The sequence below is a fragment of the Gilvimarinus agarilyticus genome (assembly GCF_000832015.1).
GTDB classification, from domain to species: domain Bacteria; phylum Pseudomonadota; class Gammaproteobacteria; order Pseudomonadales; family Cellvibrionaceae; genus Gilvimarinus; species Gilvimarinus agarilyticus.
On the sequence record NZ_JXCJ01000001.1, the window covers coordinates 241,013 to 258,389 of the forward strand.

The window sequence follows — 17,377 nt, forward strand, 5'->3', positions numbered from 1 at the left end:
TGGGGATTGTTCAGCCTTTTATTATGTCCAAGCATTGCCAGGCCATTCAGGCGGTATTAAGTTAGCCGCGTTACACTGTGACTCTAGCCTGCACCTAATAGGCACCCGGAGGCCCACGATGATGTCCATAAAGCACCTTTTACAGCGCTCAGCCGCCACAGCACTGCTGTTATTCGCCACACTCGCAAGCGCTGCCGAGCCGGTGAGCGACGAGAAGCTGCAGCAGCTGCTCGCCCCCATCGCCCTCTACCCCGACACCGTGCTCACCCACGTTTTAATTGCCTCCACTTACCCGCTTGAAATTGTGCAGGCCGACCGCTGGGCCAGACAGCACGACGACTTAAGCAGCGAAGAGGCGGTTAATCGCGCTCAAAATGAGCCCTGGGATCCCAGTGTAAAAGCGCTGCTGGCCTTTCCGGACCTGCTCGCACGGCTAAGTGAAGACTTACTTTGGTCACAGGAGCTGGGGGAAGCATTTTTAGCCGATGAAGAGCGCACACTCGAGGCGGTACAGGCGCTGCGCCAACAGGCGTGGGACAACGGCAGCCTGCAGCAAATGGAGCACCAAACTGTGGTGCGCGAAGAGAAGCAAATTGTAATTCAACCGGTACAGCGCGAGGTAGTATACGTGCCGTATTACGATACCCGCACCGTGTATGGCGCCTGGCGCTGGTCCGCTTACCCACCGGTTTATTGGCCGCAACCACCGCGCTACCGCAGCGGTTTTTACTGGGGTGTATCTGCCCCGGTGGGCGATTGGTTTTATTTTAGCGGCTTTTACTGGCCCAGCCGTACGGTGGTGATTAACGTTAATCGCCCTTACTATTACGGCTCACACCGCCACTATGGTTACCACCGGGAGTACACCCAACACTGGCGACACGACCACAACCATCGCCGCAATGTGCATTACCGCCAACCGTGGGCCGGCGCTCGTGACACCCACCCGCAGCGCGGGCGCAATATAAGCGACCGCCAGCGCGAGCAGGTGACGCGCCAATTGCGACACCACTCTAGCCGGTTGAATGCGCTTGGCGGCACCAGTGCCACTCGCTCGCCCAATACCGTAAAACGCACTGCGGCGCCCCAGGCCCAGCCGCAAACCAGCGTTAGGCGCCACACTACCCAGACAAGCCGCCCCGCGGCCCGGGCGGCGGGAGACAATAGCCGCGCAGAAGCCAATCGCACAGCCACAAGCCGTGCAACGCCGCGCACCCAGTATCAGCAGCCACGGACGAGCCCGTCCACCATTCAGCGACAACCCGGCAACAGCCGCCCGGCATACAGCGGCTCGCCCCGTAACACCATCGAGCGGCGCGCCACCCCCAGCAGCGGTGGCAGCCGCGCCGCGCCACAACGGCAGGCGCCAAGCACAACGGGGGGCAATCGGGGAGGAAGGATCAGGGACTAGTACGCACCGCGCTAGTTTTTACTGCGCTGAATCCGGATGACAAAACTAAGGTTGCGGATACGGCGCATGATATTGGCCAAATGAATCCGGTTTTGCACGCCGATGCATAAACTAATCACGCTGTTGTGCGCGTCTCGTTCATTGACGTGAATATTTTCGATATTACCGCCCTGCTCGGTAATACGCGTCGCCAAGGTGGCGATAATCCCACGCTCGGACTCAACCTCCACCCTAATATCCACCAAGAACTCGCCTGACACCGTAGGCGCCCAGTTCACGTGGCTGATTTTCTCGGGGTTGTGGCGAATCTCGGCCAGGTTATGGCATGTCTCCTGATGAATCACCAGACCTTTACCCGAGCTAATATGACCGATAATCGGGTCACCGGGTATCGGTCGGCAGCAGCGGGCAAAGGTAATCAACACGCCGTCAGAGCTATCGATGGTGAGCGGCGAATAGATGCTACCGCCGCGCGGGGTAATATCGGCATCGGGCTGTAATAGCTTGGTCACCGCGTAGGCGATACGATTACCAAGGCCAATATCCTCATAAAGCGCATCGAGCGAAGCCAGGCCGGTAGAGCTAAGCAGTTTTTCAGTTTGCTCGTCGGTCAACTCATCAACGTTTAAATCGATATCCGCCAGTGCCCGGGCCAGCATACGCTTACCTAAGGTAACCGAGTGGTGATGGCGCTGATGCTTAAGGTAATGGCGAATGGCACTGCGCGCTTTACCGGAGATAGCAAAGTTTAACCAGGTTGGGTTGGGCTGAGCCCCTGAGGCAGTAATAATGGTGACTTTTTGCCCGCTTTGCAGCGGCTGAGACAGCGGCGCCAGGCGGCCGTTAATACGGCACGCGACGCAGGAGTTGCCAATATCCGTGTGTACCGCGTAGGCAAAATCCACCGCCGTGGCGCCGTGTGGCAACTCGACAATCTTGCCTTTGGGGGTAAACACGTAGACTTCGTCGGGGAATAAATCGATTTTTACATTCTCGATAAACTCCAACGAGTCACCGGCGCGGCGCTGCATCTCCAGCAGGCCTTGCACCCACTGCCGGGCGCGGTTGTGGCTACCACTCAAGGCTTCATCGCTATTCGATTTGTACAAAAAGTGCGCCGCGATGCCGGTATTGGCCATCTCGTCCATCTCTTTGGTACGAATTTGCACCTCGATGGGCACGCCGTGCATCCCCACCAACACCGTATGCAGCGACTGATAGCCGTTGGCCTTGGGGATGGCGATATAATCTTTAAACTCTCCGGCCACAGGCTTATATTGGTTGTGAATCACCCCCAGCGCCCGGTAACAGGCGTCTACGCTATCGACAATAATGCGAAACGCGTAAACGTCCATAATCTCTTTAAAAAACTTTTTCTTCTGCCGCATTTTTTGATAAATGCTGTACAGGTGCTTTTCGCGGCCAATCACCACGGCGTTGACCTTTTCGCGGCCTAAGCGCTTCTCAAGCGCCGCCTGAATTTGCTCGACCAGCTCTTTGCGGTTGCCGCGGGCCGTTTTTAGCGCCGCCTGCATGCGCGTAGCACGCAGTGGATACATGGCGTAAAACCCGCGGTCTTCAAACTCCAGGCGCAAGTCGTTCATGCCCAGGCGATGGGCAATGGGGGCGTAAATCTCGAGGGTCTCTTTGGCGATGCGGCGCTTTTTGTGGGGAGGCATCGCCCCAAGGGTACGCATGTTATGCAGGCGGTCGGCCAGTTTGACCAAAATAACCCGCAGGTCATCGGCCATGGCCAGTGCCATTTTCTGGAAGTTTTCGGCTTGTTTTTCAGCCTGAGATTCAAATTCGATCTGGGTGAGCTTACTGACACCGTCCACCAGCTCGGCAACAGCGTCGCCAAATTGCTTGGCGATGGCTTTTTTGGCAATGCCGGTATCTTCGATCACATCGTGCAGCATAGCGGCCATCAAGCTCTGATGGTCCATATGCATGCCGCTTAGGATATCCGCTACCGCAAGCGGGTGAGTAATATAGGCCTCACCCGAGCGGCGCATCTGGCCGTCGTGCGCCTGCTCGGCGTAATAGTAGGCGCGCTTGACCTGGTCAATTTGCGAGGGTTCCAAATAAGACGAAAGCCGATGGCTCAGTGCCTCAATGGTTAACAACGCTATCCTCCCAAATTTGCGGGATAACCCGCGTAATACTTAAATGTGCGATTCGAAATTGTGGTGCTCTTCAACCCGTGGGGCCGGTGCTGGCTCATCACGCTCCAGCAGGATGCTGGCATCAATAAAACCTTCTTCGATCTCGCGCAGCGCGATGACGGTAGGCTTGTCGTTTTCTTCAGCAACATGAGGCTCTTTGCCGCCCACGGCCAATTGGCGTGCGCGCTTGCTGCTTACCATCACCAGCTCAAAGCGGTTGTCTACGTGATCCAAGCAATCTTCAACAGTAATACGTGCCATAAGTTTTCCGTCGATTTCTGTCAGTCTAAAATTTCTGTCAACCTACCTAAAAGTAGGCGGGGCAGCCGGTGCACCCAACAGGGGGTATTATGCGGTACAAACGCGCCAAGAGCCAGAGTCGGCGCTAGGCGGGGGCGATATTGTACACAAAATATCCAGCGTGGGAAGCGCTAAAACCCAAACCCGCCCATTATTTCGCCAGCAGGGCGCTCAACAACTCGCCGTGGCGTTCGGCCTGAAACTGCTGGCGCAAGTGCTGGCTGGTAATTAACGCCTGAAATTGCGCCAAGGCGATGGTGAAATCGTCATTAATAATGAGGTAATCGGCCTCCACATAATGGGAGATCTCATTCATCGCCTCCTCCATACGCGCGGCAATAACCTCTGGGTCATCTTGCCCACGGCCGGTTAAACGCTGGCGCAGGCAGGGCAGCGACGGAGGCAATATAAACAAGCTCACGGTATCGGGCATCAGCCGGCGCACTTGTTCGGCGCCCTGCCAATCGATCTCCAATATCACATCGATACCGGAGTTTAAGGTCCGCTCAACCCACTGCTGGCTCGTGCCGTAAAGGTTACCAAACACTCGGGCATGTTCTAGAAAGGCGCCCTGCTCCAGCATCGCCTCAAACGCTTCGTGGCTGGTAAAGTGGTAATCGGCGCCCTCAACCTCACCGGGCCGCTTAACCCGGGTAGTGTGCGAGACCGACACACACACCTCGGGGTTAGACTCCACCAGAGCGCGAACCAAACTGGTTTTACCGGCACCAGAAGGAGCCGATACGGTGTATAAGATGCCTTTACTCATATGTCATATCCAGATTGTAACCGACGCCTACGCGTAAAAACGTTATTATGGCACAAGCCCAACGGCGCCGAACACCGCCACTTAAGGAGGTCAACATGAGCCAAACCCTAACCCTTGACGAATGTGCCGCACAGCTAGGTACCAGCCGTAACTTTGTCGACACCATGGTCGCAAAAGGTCGACTGCACCCCAACGCGAACGGCAAGGTCCCGGCGAACGAGCTAGAAGCGTTTTCTGAACTGCTCAACAAGCTACGCGGCGGCGGCATTGCCGCCATGGTGGATGCCGTCGATAACGACTTATAACCACTGCACGGTAAAGAGTTAACCTTAACTATTTTTTGCCAACCGCTACTGCCAGAGCCTCTGAGCATCGGTTATTATGGCGCTTTAGGATTTAGCGCCGCAAAGTTAAGCGCCGCCCACTGATTTTTACTGTTTAATTTCGCAACAACAATAATGATCCCCACCGCGAGCTAGGCGCCCCAACACTCTGGGCGGGCCCAATAACATCTGGCAAAAAGTACGGGGAATCACGCGAAGCAAAAGGAGATGATCCATGGGGATTATTGTTTTTGTTATTTTTGTTGTCTGCGCTTGTTACGTGCAACTGCGCGGCAGAGTGCGCCACGAAAAGCTCACCCGCCGGCTTACCGATCACTCCAATCTAATGGCGCCGCTCAACTGCCTGTTTTATGCGTTCTCCAGAGAAAAAAGCACGCCCTATCTGGATGTCAGCCACTTTCCCGAGCTGCAAAGCCTGCAAGACAACTGGCAAACCATTCGCGACGAAGCGCTGGCGCTAAACAGCGAGGCGCACATAAAAGCCTCGGACGATCTGGATGACTTAGGCTTTAACTCATTTTTTCGCACCGGCTGGAAGCGATTTTACTTAAGCTGGTATGGCGACCCGGTTAAATCCGCCGCACGCCTGTGCCCTAAAACCATAGAGTTGCTGCAAGCCCAGCCCTCCGTCAAGGGCGCCATGTTTGCCATGCTGCCACCGGGCGCCACCTTGGTAAAACACCGCGACCCGTATGCCGGCTCACTGCGTTACCACTTGGGGCTGGTGACCCCTAACGATGACAGGTGCTTTATTAACGTGGATGGTGAAAATTACAGTTGGCGCGATGGCGAAGCCGTTATGTTTGATGAGACCTACATCCACTACGCCGAAAACACCACAGACCAAAACCGTATCGTGCTTTTTTTAGATATTAAACGCCCGGTAACCTTTGCCCCCATTGACTGGATCAACCGGGGCTTTTCACGTGTGGTTATGTCGGCTTCGGCCACCAAAAACATGCCCGGCGATAAAGTCGGCTTTTTAAATCGTATTTTCGGCTCTGTGTATCAGGTGCGCATTTTAGGCAAAAAGCTAAAAGCCTATAACCGGCGCTTGTACTACGCGCTGGAATACACCTTGTATGCGTTATTGGTGTACTGGTTATTTTTTGCCTAAGTGTATATAAATACACAGCTATCACTGACGATGCATTTTTTCCCAATCGCTGCCCGGCACATCATTCACAAACGACTCAATCGTGCCGCGCTTTTGCATGGTAACAAACGCACGCTTGCCATCATGGCCGCCAAACGCAATGTTAGTCGGGTGCTGACCGGTTAAGGGGATGGTGCGCAGCAACTCACCGCTGGGTGATAAAACAGCTACCTCGCCTGCACCGTAGCGGGCGATATAAAGATTGCCAGCCACGTCCACACTCATGCCGTCCATACCAAAATCGGCAAAGCTGTAAAACAGCTGTTTATTGGTCACATCCCCCTCGGGGCTTACGTCATAACGCCATACATTGCGCTGTACACTTTCGTTTACGTATAACACTCGGCCATCGGGGCTCAGCTCAATACCGTTGGTGGTGCCCATCCCGGCCTCCAGTAATTGTGCTGTCCCATCGGTACCGATGCGCCAAAGCTGACCGGTGCTATCGGCCCAGTTGGGGTCGCTGGCGTAAATCACACCACTGTCGGCCAGCACAATATCGTTGGGCTGGTTCATGCTGGCATCGTGGGCAAAAACACTCACGCTATTATCGATAGCGCTAACTTTTAAAATATTGTGGTTAACGTAATCGGCAATAAACATATCACCGGCGGCGTTAAAGCGAATGGCATTACCAATGCTATCGCCGTTAAGACTTATAAAAACCTCGGCACTATTTTTTTCAGACATAACACCGATGGTGCCCTGGCGCTCAAGGTTTACCGCGTAGATGTTACCGGCACTATCGACGGCTGGCCCCTCTACCCCGCTGGTAAAGCTATGTTCTGGCAACCAGTCTTCGGTACCTGTAGCCGGTGGTGTAGCGGTGCAGGCCGTTTGCGTTTGCGTCACCAGCACCAGCACCAGCACCAGCACCAGCGCCAACAGTTTAAGCGTTGTTATTTTATTCATGTTAACCCTTTTACCTTATACACGCGCCAATCGGCCGCGCATTCTTATAAACCACTTTCTGCGCTAATGCGCCAACCAACCCATAACGACGCGCGCCGGCGCGACAATCATTTCATCCTGAATCTGCATCGCTTGCTGTAATTCACGGTAGGCTCGGGAGCGCTCGTCATCGCCCAGCGGTTTCCCCTCTGCTAGTGCCGTTAGTATTGTTAAACCCCACTCACTCACTTGCTGTAATGTTTGCGTTACACCTAATAAATTCGCCGGGTCGTTTTTTTCTAGCAGCTTACGCAAAGCCTTAGCATCCTTCTGCCAACTGCTCAGCTGTGCTTGTGCGGCCACCAGCGCGGCGGTGTTATCTGTATCACTCAGCCAGCGCTTGGCATCGGTGGAAAATTTTTGTGTAGCGCGGCTTTCGGCCGGTAAAACATCCACAAGGTTTTTGAGTGAGTCGCGGCGTGAATAAGTACCGTGAGTCGATTTCTCGTGGTGACGGTGATAATACTGGGCCGGCTCTAGTGCACGGCTTATGTTTAGCACCAGCGCCTGCTGGGGTTCGGGCACTACGGCTGCCAAACCGTCCCGCCACTGGGCAAAGTGTTGCAAACCGACCACCTCCGCCGACCACCCGGAGACTTTATCTAAACGCTGGTACATAAAATCCGCATCGCGTAAATCTTTACTCGACCACAAGCGCTCGGCCACCACAAAACCGCGCGGCCAAAGGCGCACATCAATGTTGTGTTCGTCCACCATCTCGGCCCACAAAGCGGCTTCTCCGCCTAGCAACAAATCGTGGTTCTCTGGGCTGATAATATCTTTGGCAATCGCTGTGGGCAGCTCACTTCCATCGCGTTCACTACTGGCAATTAACTCGCCGGTTAAGGTGTAGGGCGCGTTGGCTGCCAACACCGGTCCCGTTAGCGCATCGCCATCAATGGTTAAGTTCGCTCGCAACGGTCCCATCCAACTATCCAGCGCAAAACTCAATCGCTCGTCTTGCCACTGCAAATCTCGCACGCTGGCGCGCGACTTACCGTTAAAGTCGACAAACCCGCGCAGTGAGTCGCCGCTACTAATCACACTGACAGTACCGGCCACCGCGCTGCCGCGTTTGCGCGGCATGGTAAAGCGCCAACTGCGCCAGGGCTCTCCAGGGTGCGCTTGGGTATCAATATCGAGCGGTTGCGGCTCAAGCTGTACCCGGTAATGGTACGCCGAACTTTGCGGCTGATCGAGGTAAAAGCCCGTGGATAAAAGCGCAGGGAAGCCGGCATTAATGGCGCGCCCCAAGGCATCGGGGCCCTGCCAACTTTGCACCAAGGTACCCGCGGGTAGATCTTTGTGCAGCACTTCGTCCCAGCCGATCATGGCGCGATCAAGCCCTGTTAAAATGCTCGCCAAGCGGCCATTAAAATAAGCGTGCAAGGCGTGTTCATCCGCGAGGTTTTGCTCGGCCATAAATGCCTGAATTTTCGCGTTGTTTTGCCAGTGCTCCGGGTCGACTTCGTCGCCACCGATATGTACATAGCCAAACGGGAACAGCTCGGTTACCTCTTGCAATATGGCTTTGGCAAAGGTGTAGACGTCTTCATTGGCGGGGTTAAGCAGCGGCTTGTGCACGCCCCAGCGATCTTCCGGCAGGTAAGGTCCAGGGGCGGACATTAACTCGGGGTAGGCTACCGCAATGGCGCTGGCATGACCCGGCATATCAACCTCGGGCAGCACGTAAATACCACGGGCCTTGGCGTAAGCAATAACCTCTTTAATTTGCTGCCGGGTATAAAACTCACCATCAGAGGCAAGCTCGGTCAACTTGGGATAAGCGCGCGATTCAAAACGCCAGCCCTGATCGTCGGTAAGGTGCCAGTGCAACACATTTAATTTGGCCGCGGCCATGCCATCGATTTGGCGCTTAATGGTAGCGACAGATATAAAGTGGCGTACGGAATCCAGCAATAAGCCGCGCCAGGCAAACCGGGGCGCATCATCGATAACAACATAAGGCAAGCTAACCGAACCAGCGGCGCCCGTTAACTGTGCCAATGTAGCAAGCCCGCGCAACACCCCGACATCTGTACGTGCCGCCAGAGTAATACCGGCTCCGTTTACGGTTAACCGGTAGGCCTCATCGGCGGTATCTAACTCGGTATTTGGAGCTGTTATGGGAGCGGTATTTTCAGCCGCTAACGATTGCAGCCTAATCAGTATCGGCCTCGCCTCTGGTGCAACACCTGGGCGCTGCGCCAAAGTGGTGTTTAATCGTTGTAGCGCAGCTTTTACCCGGGGCGTTGCCCTATCAGCTACCGCAAATTGCAGCGGCGCACTAATCTTTAAGTGGCCCTCGGCATGCTCAATGGTTTGCGGGTAAGGCATTAACGGCAAAAAGTCAGGGCTATTGTCGGCCTGCGCCACTGGAGCGGCGTGTAGCAAAATCATGGCGGCCACCATTAAACCGCGCGGCAAGATTTTTAAAAGCATGTGTCTACCTGCTCCAGTAAGTTGTATTGATCATCAATCACGTTCAGCTTGCGCCATTTGTCGAAGGTTAAGCACGGGTGTGAGGTCGATAGTGCAATAATGTCACCCACCTGAAGATCCGCTTTAGGGTCAAAACGCATAGCGCTGTGCTGATCCATAATATGGAACACTTCCCAGTCGGGGTCGGCAGCTACCGGCGTTTGCTGCCCCGGCCGGTAGTGCAAACTCGGCTGCGGTAGGCCGGCATCAAACGCGGCGTCGCGCTTGCCCACGGTTAAAATGGCCAGGCCCGGCTCAGGTATCGACTGCACATACACCCAAATCTCTAAGGCCGATTGCAAATCACCACTCACCGCGCAACTATCGCCCAAGCGCTCGCGCACTTTTTGCTGGGCTTCCATATAAATGCCCTGATCGTGAATCAAGTAGCAGCCAGGGCGAATCACAGGCACAAACAGGTTCGTGTCTACCTCGGCAAAAACCTCGCACACGATGTCATACCAGGCCGAACCGGCGCCGGTTAAAATGGCTTTATCACAGTCAAACTGGCCGCGCTGCATAAGCTGCTCGGCCATGTTGCGCACCTTAAGTAAATGCTCGCGAATTTTGTTAGGCGCATCGGCGCCGCCAATAACGCCCTCATAGGTTTCAATGCCCACTAGCGCCAAATTTGGCTCGCGCGCAATAGCGGCGCTTACGGCATCTACTTGCTCCTGAGTGCGGCAGCCGCAACGGCCACCGCTAACGCCAATCTCAATCAGTACCTTTAACGTCACGTTATGTTCGGCAAAAAAGCGCCCCAGCTGAGCCACATTGGCAACCGAATCAACCAGGCAATAAAACTCAAACGAGGGGTTGGCCAGCATTGAGGCCACCAGCGCCATATTGCCACGGCCAACCAATTGATTGGCCATTAGCACCCGGCTAATACCGGCGCGATACGCCGCGGCGGCTTGATGCGCTGTTGCCAGCGTAAGCCCCCAGGCGCCGGCGTCGCGCTGGCGCTGAAAAAACGCCGGCGTCATTGTTGTTTTGCCGTGGGGGGCTAGCTGCACGCCGCGCGATGCGGCAAATTGCCGCATCCACTGGATATTGTTGTCCAACCGCGACTGATAGATAATCGCGGCAGGCAAACTAATCGCTTCGCTCAGCAGGTTAACCGCACGATCGCTGGCGAGATTAACGGACGCGCCTTTTTCGAGACCAAAGGCGGATTGGACAGCAGGATTGTCACTCATGAAAGGCCTATTTATTACTCAAGATCGCAATACATTGTCGCGGGATAAGAGGCTTAAAACACCCTCAGCACCTTATTACTTTAGTCGCTCTGAAAGGCGCCGCTCCAGTGTTTTACGTTTTGACGTCAGCCGCAATGATAATAAATATCCTTATTTTTAGTCAATCTTTGATACTTACAATCACTGCAGTTATACTTGCTTTGGCGTATTCTCATATCTAGGGCTAGTCCCTGGCACTGGCGCGCTTAATTGGCGCCCGCATGCCCCAAAGCAGCAATAAAAGATATGAAAGGATACCCAACGTGACCCATGAACCCGATATTGTCTCGCGTATTAGCACTATGTTTGGCCAGCTGCGTGGCGCCGAGCAAAAAATAGCCCGAGTGGTACTGGACGATATGACCTTTGCCGCGCACGCCAACATAAGCGAGCTGGCAGAGCGCGCTGGCGTTAGTGAGGCGACGATTACGCGTTTTGCCCGCGCGGTTGATTGCACCAATGTGCGCGATTTAAAGCTACGCTTGGCGCAGTCGCTGGCGGTAGGCCAACGCTTTTATACCGACGCCAAAATTGAGCCCAGCGCCACTCACGGCGTATACGAAGCCGTGAAAAACTCGCTGGAGCACAACGCCGGATTAATGACAGAGGGGGTTATACGCGGCGCCATCGAGCTGATATCGCCCGCCAGGCAAGTGTTGATTTTTGGTGTGGGCGGCGGCTCTACCATCATGGCGCAAGAGTTTCAGTACCGCCTGTTTCGATTAGGCTTTAGTGCAGCCGCCTACTCGGACCCAATGCTAATGCGCATGGCGGCGGCATCGGTAGACAGTAATGATGTGGTGATTTGCCTATCGGTGGGCGGTTACAGCCCCGATGTGCAAGACGCGATGGAAATCGCGCAAGAGTACGGCGCACGCGCGCTGGGTATTACCACCAAAAATTCACCGCTGGGTCGCGGCGTCGACCAGCTGGTTCCCATCGAGACGATGGAAACCGACTTTATTTTTAAACCCAGTGCTTCGCGCTACGTGATGCTGGCGGCCATCGATGTTTTGGCAACCGAGCTCGCCACCCGCCACAAACGCAAAAGCCGGGAAACGCTCAGGCGTATTAAACACACTCTGGATAACCACAAGCAGGGTCAGGATCGCTTACCGCTAGGAGACTGACCCCGCCGCCGGCGCCCCGAGTGTATCAACCAGAAGTAACCCAGGGACGGAATGTGAGTTTACTATGACACTTGATACCGTTATTCGCGGCGCCCACATTGTTGACGGCAGCGGCGGCCCTATTTACACCGCCGATGTCGGCATCCTTAATGGTCGCATCCACGACATTGCCATCAACCTTAAAAGCGACGCCCACGAGGTTATCGACGCGGCCGGCCTGCACCTGGCACCGGGCTTTATCGATGTGCACACCCACGATGACATCAACGTTATCGACGCCCCGACCATGCCCACCAAAATCAGCCAGGGCGTTACCACGGTTATTGTCGGCAACTGCGGCATCAGTGCCAGCCCGGTGCGCTTAAACCGAGCCCCGCCCGACCCGCTCAACTTACTTGGCCAGCAAGCCGACTTTTGTTACCCAAACTTTAGCGACTACGCCAGCGCCGTCACGCGTGCCCAACCCAGTATCAACGTGGGTGCGCTGGTGGGCCACACCGCCATTCGCAACAACCACATGAGTGAGCTTAACCGCAGCGCCACCGCGCAAGAGTTAACCGCCATGTGCGCCGATTTGCGTCAGGCTATGGCCGACGGCGCGCTGGGCATGAGCTCGGGGCTCGCCTACGCCAGCGCTAAACAATCGGATATCGCCGAGGTGAAAGCCATGGTGGCCGAGCTGGGCCGCGCCGGCGGTATTTACACCACTCATTTGCGCACCGAGTTTGACGGCATTCTCGAGGCCATGGACGAAGCCTTTATTACATCCGAGCACGGCAAAGTACCGCTGGTCATCTCGCACTTAAAATGCGCCGGCAAAGGCAACTGGGGCCGCAGCGAGCAACTGCTTAATACACTCGAGTACGCCGCCAAAAAACAAACCGTCGCCTGTGATTGCTACCCCTACGCCGCCAGCTCCAGCACCCTCGATTTAGCCCAGGTAACCAGCGATACGCGCATTTTTATTACCTGGTCAGAGCCTGAGCCGGAACAGGCCGGGCGCGACTTACACGAAATTGCCGAGCACTGGCAGTGCGATTTACTAAGCGCGGCCAGACGCCTGCAACCGGCCGGCGCGGTTTATTACTGCATGGACGAGCAAGACGTGCGCAACATCCTGCGTTACAAGCGCACCATGATCGGCTCGGACGGCTTACCCAAAGACCCGCACCCGCACCCGCGTTTATGGGGCACCTTCCCCCGGGTACTGGGCCACTACAGCCGCGACACAGGTTTACTACCATTAAACGAGGCGGTACACAAAATGAGCGGCTTAAGCGCAACACAATTTCAGCTTAACGAGCGCGGTGAAATTAAACCGGGCAACTGGGCCGACCTAGTGTTATTTGATTATCAAAACGTGCGCGATTTGGCCACCTTTGAAAACCCCAAACAAGCCGCCAGTGGTATCGAGCGGGTATGGGTCAACGGGGTACTAAGTTATCAGCCCGGGCAAACCGTACCCGGTCGCGCCGGACAATTTTTATTCCGTCAGCCACAGGTTGCTGACACATTTATAGCAGAGGAGAAACTTTGTGAGCATTAAACGTTATGGCGCTGAGGGCAGCACCGGTACCGGCGGGCAACACCTGCCCTTTTCTCACGCCGCTGGCGCCGATGGCTGGCTGTATGTCTCGGGGCAAACCCCGATGCTGGACGGCGAAGTGGTCGAGGGCAGCGTGGTGGAACAATCACAACTGGCCATCGACAATTGCCTAAAGATTATGCGCAACGCCGGGTACGACCGCGAACACGTGGTGCACCTGACGGTAATCTTAACCGACGCCCGTTATTTTCAATCGTTTAATAAAGTCTTTAAAGAAAACTTTGGCGACCATCCGCCCGCGCGCATTTGCTCGGTGTGCGACCTGGTCGTCGACTGTAAAGTAGAAGTGGGCGTTATCTGCTACAAAAAACCAGAATAACATTGCCACCTTAATAGGTCGGGCGCGATTTAGCGCCGACCTATTGCCACTAATAAATGATTAATCAGCGCACCCTTATGAATAAAACGCTATGAATACCACTCTATTTCTTACCGCTTTAGCCGTTTACATTCTCGCCCTTATCGCCCTGAGTATTTTTGTTTCACGACGCAATAAAAGTGGCGAGGACTTTTTACTGGCCGGACGCGGCCTGCCTATTTTTCTGACTATTGGCACCACCGTTGCCACCATGGTGGGCACCGGGTCATCCATGGGCGCCGTGGGGTTTGGCTACGCCAACGGCTGGGGCGGAACCCTTTACGGCATTGGCGGGGCGATTGGTATTTTATTGCTGGGGCTGTGGTTTGCACCGGTACGCGCGCTGCGCTTTATGACCATGAGTGAAGAGATTTGTTACTACGTGGGCGCCAACAAGCTGGTTAAAAATATCGTTGCTGTGCTTATTTTTATCGCGAGTATCGGCTGGCTGGGCGCGCATATTTTGGGTGGCGGCCTATACCTTGCCTGGATTGCGGATATCGATTTGCAGTGGGCCAAAATTATTATCGCCGTGAGCTTTGCCATTTACGTCATTATCGGCGGCTATAATGCGGTGGTCTGGACCGACACCTTACAGGCCATTATTTTATTCGTTGGCTTTATTTTAATGGCGCTGTTCGCCGTTGATCAGGTGGGCGGCTGGGACGCCCTAATGAGCGCGCAACCCGACGCCAACGTCTCGTTTTTAGCGCTAGAATCCATTGGCATGGTGCACGGTATTTCTCTTATCGCAGTAATCGCTGTGGGCGTGCTGGCCACACCGTCGTTTCGCCAACGCATTTACTCGGCGCACAACGTAAGCTCGGTGCGTAAATCGTTCTACACCTCCGGCACTTTGTATTTAGCCTTCTCGTGTGTGCCGGCCATTATCGGTATGGGCGCCTACGCCCTAAACCCCGAGCTGGATAACCGCAACTTTGCCTTCCCTTATTTAGCAGCCGAAGTATTACCACTGCCCATTGGGGTACTGGTGTTAATCGCCGGCTTGTCGGCCACCATGTCCAGCGCCAGCTCCGACGCCATCGCCGGGGTATCCATTTTACTGCGCGATATTTTTAGCCTGGTGACCGGCCGTATGCCCGCGCGCGATAAAGTGGTTGGCTACTCGCGCCTGTCGCTGGTGGTGATCATCTTTATTGCCTTGAGTTTTGCGCTACTGTCCGACGATATTATCGGCTACATCACCACCATGATCGCCACCGTTATGGCCGGCTTATTCGTTTGCGGCTTACTGGGGCGTTTTTGGCCGCGCTTTAACTGGGCCGGCGCACTGGCGGCGTTGCTGGCCGCCTCTGTCACTTCGCTGATCGTCGCCAATTTTTATCGCGACTTTTGGGGAAACCCGGTGATTCCCGCCGTTATGGCCTCGCTGCTGGCGGGCGTGATTGTTACCTTGCTAACCCCCGCCGATGCCCTCAACCGCGAGCAGGCACTGGCACAGCTCGAGCATGAACGCGAACAAATGGAGTCGGTTTGAGCCGGCACCGCCGCAGCGGTTAGACTAGGGCCTGTTAACGCACACGAGTAAACGAGGAGCCCACATGAAACCCGTCGTCGCCATTAAACGGGCATACGACAGCCCCAGCCAGCAAGACGGCATCCGCATTCTGGTGGATCGCCTCTGGCCCCGGGGCCGCCAGCGCGACGAGCTGGAGATCGACGACTGGTATCAGGACGCCGCCCCCTCGAGCGGCCTGCGCCAGTGCTGGCACCGCGACGAACTTACCCCCGAGGCCTTTGGCCACGCCTACCGCCACGAGCTGCACAGCAACCCCCAGTGCCTTACCCCGCTGCTGCGCCACACCCGAAACGGCACTCTCACGCTACTCACAGCCAGCCGCGACCCGGCCAAGTCGCACCTGCCCATACTGCGCCAATGTCTGGTGGAAGCCATCGATGAGGAAGACCAACAGTTTCAAAGCGAGGCCAGCTCGCCTACCTGTTACCGTGGCGCAACAAAGCCATAGCCCCGGCCCTACCGTTTTATTACTCAATTGCGCCAAAGTGTCCTCGGCCCCAGAACAAAGGGCAAGCTCCTGACGCAAATACGTCACGTAAAGCCAAGGCTTGCGTCTATTACCCGACATTGATGCCATTCAGCCTGGGCTCACCGACACCCCAGCCAGTCACCCAGTAATTTTTTGTAGAGAAAACCAAAAAAACTAACTCTGTCGTGCTTTATAAACATAGAAAACCAAGAAAAATATACATATCAGTACAATATGTATAGAATTTACAAAAATATATACACATTGTGCCGCCATTGCTCAATCTAACGCCGAAGGTCTCATCGATGGAGTTTCATCCACCTTTACTCCCCTTGCCCAATATCACTGAGCTGGAGACCCGGGCAGTACTAAAAAAAACCGCCGAAGCGCACCGGTTTCTGGCAGAGCTAAAAGGCGTAGCGGCCACCATTCCCAACGAAGCTATCTTGATTAATACACTGAGTTTGCAAGAGGCTAAAGACAGCTCTGAGATTGAGAACATCATCACCACTCACGATGAGCTCTACAAGGCGAGCGTGTTTGAAGAAAACCTACTCAACCCGGCAGCTAAAGAGGTGCAAGACTACGCGGTCGCCCTCAGGCAAGGATTTCAGGTGGTGCGCCACCAAAAATTGATTCGGCTGTCAGATATTCAGACCATTCAGCAAACCCTGGGAAAAAACAAAGCGGGGTTTCGTCGCCTGCCGGATACCGAACTTAAAAGCTCCAAAACCGGCGAGGTCATCTACACCCCACCGCAGCACGCCGAAGACATCGACCGGTTAATGAATAATTTGGTGGCGTATATCAACGACGACGGACTCTGCGATGCCGACCCGCTGGTTAAAATGGCGATTATTCACCACCAATTTGAAAGTATTCATCCCTTTTACGATGGCAACGGCCGGACCGGCCGTATTCTGAACATGCTTTATCTGGTAGCAAAAGACTTGCTTAACCTGCCTGTGCTGTACTTAAGCCGGTTTCTTATCCATCACAAGGCCGACTATTATCGCCATCTCCAGGCAGTGCGAGAAACCGGCCACTGGGAGCCCTGGCTACTGGATATGCTCGAGGGTGTTTCCGGTACAGCGCAAAGTACCATCGAGCTGATTACCGAAATCAAAAAGCTGATGAAGGCCTACAAGCATCGCCTACGTGAGGAGCTGCCCAAAATTTACCGACAGGAGTTGTTAAACAATGTGTTTAGCCACCCCTACACCAAGATCGAGTTTGTGGTGGAGGAGCTATCCGTTTCCCGAATCACCGCGACCAAGTACCTTGAGCAGCTTGTAGAGCACCAATTTTTGGAAAAACAAAAAATTGGCCGCGCTAACTACTACATCAACAGTCCTCTGTGCCGCCTACTAACCACGCACAGCTGACTTAAACCACCTGCAGACGACGACTGGTTCGTGCCGCTATTAATACAACCCGTAACATCAATTTTAAAACCACT

General features: G+C 54.8%; 15 protein-coding genes. 9 read left to right on the forward strand and 6 right to left on the reverse strand.

Going from position 1 to position 17,377, the window contains the following annotated elements; all coding sequences use genetic code 11:
• Positions 1-118: 118 nt before the first annotated feature.
• On the forward strand, positions 119-1,411 hold the full coding sequence (locus SD69_RS17920; RefSeq protein WP_052480783.1) for a DUF3300 domain-containing protein: 1,293 nt from the start codon (positions 119-121) through the stop codon (positions 1,409-1,411).
• A gap of 11 nt (positions 1,412-1,422) precedes the next feature.
• Here SD69_RS17920 and SD69_RS01060 read toward each other — a convergent pair whose 3' ends face one another.
• The 3 genes from SD69_RS01060 to gmk all read right to left on the reverse strand — a co-directional run bounded on the left by SD69_RS01060 (position 1,423) and on the right by gmk (position 4,645).
• Entirely contained in the window at positions 1,423-3,537 is a 2,115-nt protein-coding gene (locus SD69_RS01060; RefSeq protein ID WP_041521729.1) for a RelA/SpoT family protein, read from the reverse strand.
• A gap of 39 nt (positions 3,538-3,576) precedes the next feature.
• Positions 3,577-3,837: a DNA-directed RNA polymerase subunit omega gene (gene rpoZ / locus SD69_RS01065; RefSeq protein ID WP_041521730.1), complete on the reverse strand. Its 261-nt coding sequence runs from the start codon at positions 3,835-3,837 to the stop codon at positions 3,577-3,579.
• A gap of 190 nt (positions 3,838-4,027) precedes the next feature.
• Positions 4,028-4,645 (reverse strand): guanylate kinase, encoded by a 618-nt coding sequence (gene gmk / locus SD69_RS01070; RefSeq protein WP_041521731.1) that lies wholly within the window; start codon positions 4,643-4,645, stop codon positions 4,028-4,030.
• 95 nt (positions 4,646-4,740) lie between these two features.
• Between gmk and SD69_RS01075 the strand changes: the two genes are divergently transcribed.
• Positions 4,741-4,950: a hypothetical protein gene (locus SD69_RS01075; protein ID WP_041521732.1), complete on the forward strand. Its 210-nt coding sequence runs from the start codon at positions 4,741-4,743 to the stop codon at positions 4,948-4,950.
• Positions 4,951-5,203: 253 nt separating this feature from the next.
• Entirely contained in the window at positions 5,204-6,106 is a 903-nt protein-coding gene (locus SD69_RS01080) for an aspartyl/asparaginyl beta-hydroxylase domain-containing protein (RefSeq protein ID WP_041521733.1), read from the forward strand.
• Between the two features lie 21 nt (positions 6,107-6,127).
• Here SD69_RS01080 and SD69_RS01085 read toward each other — a convergent pair whose 3' ends face one another.
• The 3 genes from SD69_RS01085 to SD69_RS01095 form a co-directional block, all read right to left on the reverse strand.
• The gene (locus tag SD69_RS01085) at positions 6,128-7,057 is read right to left on the reverse strand and encodes an SMP-30/gluconolactonase/LRE family protein (protein WP_084591450.1); all 930 of its coding nucleotides are present in this window, start codon (positions 7,055-7,057) and stop codon (positions 6,128-6,130) included.
• A gap of 63 nt (positions 7,058-7,120) precedes the next feature.
• Complete coding sequence (locus SD69_RS01090) at positions 7,121-9,538, reverse strand: beta-N-acetylhexosaminidase (protein ID WP_052480784.1); 2,418 nt, start codon at positions 9,536-9,538, stop codon at positions 7,121-7,123.
• The gene (locus tag SD69_RS01095) at positions 9,529-10,776 is read right to left on the reverse strand and encodes an amino acid deaminase (protein WP_041521734.1); all 1,248 of its coding nucleotides are present in this window, start codon (positions 10,774-10,776) and stop codon (positions 9,529-9,531) included. The genes SD69_RS01090 and SD69_RS01095 overlap by 10 nt, the downstream gene beginning before the upstream one ends.
• A 302-nt stretch (positions 10,777-11,078) precedes the next feature.
• On the opposite strand from SD69_RS01095, the gene SD69_RS01100 reads away from it, so the two are divergent.
• The 6 genes from SD69_RS01100 to SD69_RS01125 all read left to right on the forward strand — a co-directional run bounded on the left by SD69_RS01100 (position 11,079) and on the right by SD69_RS01125 (position 17,303).
• The gene (locus tag SD69_RS01100; protein WP_041521735.1) at positions 11,079-11,945 is read left to right on the forward strand and encodes a MurR/RpiR family transcriptional regulator; all 867 of its coding nucleotides are present in this window, start codon (positions 11,079-11,081) and stop codon (positions 11,943-11,945) included.
• 64 nt (positions 11,946-12,009) lie between these two features.
• Entirely contained in the window at positions 12,010-13,491 is a 1,482-nt protein-coding gene (locus SD69_RS01105; protein WP_041521736.1) for an N-acyl-D-amino-acid deacylase family protein, read from the forward strand.
• Positions 13,481-13,870 (forward strand): RidA family protein, encoded by a 390-nt coding sequence (locus SD69_RS01110; protein WP_041521737.1) that lies wholly within the window; start codon positions 13,481-13,483, stop codon positions 13,868-13,870. The genes SD69_RS01105 and SD69_RS01110 overlap by 11 nt, the downstream gene beginning before the upstream one ends.
• Before the next feature lie 91 nt (positions 13,871-13,961).
• Entirely contained in the window at positions 13,962-15,407 is a 1,446-nt protein-coding gene (locus SD69_RS01115; protein WP_052480785.1) for a sodium:solute symporter family protein, read from the forward strand.
• Positions 15,408-15,471: 64 nt separating this feature from the next.
• Positions 15,472-15,897, forward strand: coding sequence for a DUF488 domain-containing protein (locus SD69_RS01120; RefSeq protein WP_041521738.1), 426 nt, complete (start codon positions 15,472-15,474; stop codon positions 15,895-15,897).
• 326 nt (positions 15,898-16,223) lie between these two features.
• Positions 16,224-17,303 (forward strand): Fic family protein, encoded by a 1,080-nt coding sequence (locus SD69_RS01125; RefSeq protein WP_041521739.1) that lies wholly within the window; start codon positions 16,224-16,226, stop codon positions 17,301-17,303.
• Positions 17,304-17,377: the final 74 nt, after the last annotated feature.

Excerpts from the sequence above, each read along its gene's own strand:
- SD69_RS17920 (WP_052480783.1), top strand. The coding sequence starts at position 119 with ATGATGTCCATAAAGCACCTTTTACAGCGCTCAGCCGCCACAGCACTG.
- rpoZ (WP_041521730.1), bottom strand. The coding sequence starts at position 3,837 with ATGGCACGTATTACTGTTGAAGATTGCTTGGATCACGTAGACAACCGC.
- gmk (WP_041521731.1), bottom strand. The coding sequence starts at position 4,645 with ATGAGTAAAGGCATCTTATACACCGTATCGGCTCCTTCTGGTGCCGGT.
- SD69_RS01075 (WP_041521732.1), top strand. The coding sequence starts at position 4,741 with ATGAGCCAAACCCTAACCCTTGACGAATGTGCCGCACAGCTAGGTACC.
- SD69_RS01080 (WP_041521733.1), top strand. The coding sequence starts at position 5,204 with ATGGGGATTATTGTTTTTGTTATTTTTGTTGTCTGCGCTTGTTACGTG.
- SD69_RS01085 (WP_084591450.1), bottom strand. The coding sequence starts at position 7,057 with ATGAATAAAATAACAACGCTTAAACTGTTGGCGCTGGTGCTGGTGCTG.
- SD69_RS01090 (WP_052480784.1), bottom strand. The coding sequence starts at position 9,538 with ATGCTTTTAAAAATCTTGCCGCGCGGTTTAATGGTGGCCGCCATGATT.
- SD69_RS01095 (WP_041521734.1), bottom strand. The coding sequence starts at position 10,776 with ATGAGTGACAATCCTGCTGTCCAATCCGCCTTTGGTCTCGAAAAAGGC.
- SD69_RS01105 (WP_041521736.1), top strand. The coding sequence starts at position 12,010 with ATGACACTTGATACCGTTATTCGCGGCGCCCACATTGTTGACGGCAGC.
- SD69_RS01115 (WP_052480785.1), top strand. The coding sequence starts at position 13,962 with ATGAATACCACTCTATTTCTTACCGCTTTAGCCGTTTACATTCTCGCC.
- SD69_RS01120 (WP_041521738.1), top strand. The coding sequence starts at position 15,472 with ATGAAACCCGTCGTCGCCATTAAACGGGCATACGACAGCCCCAGCCAG.
- SD69_RS01125 (WP_041521739.1), top strand. The coding sequence starts at position 16,224 with ATGGAGTTTCATCCACCTTTACTCCCCTTGCCCAATATCACTGAGCTG.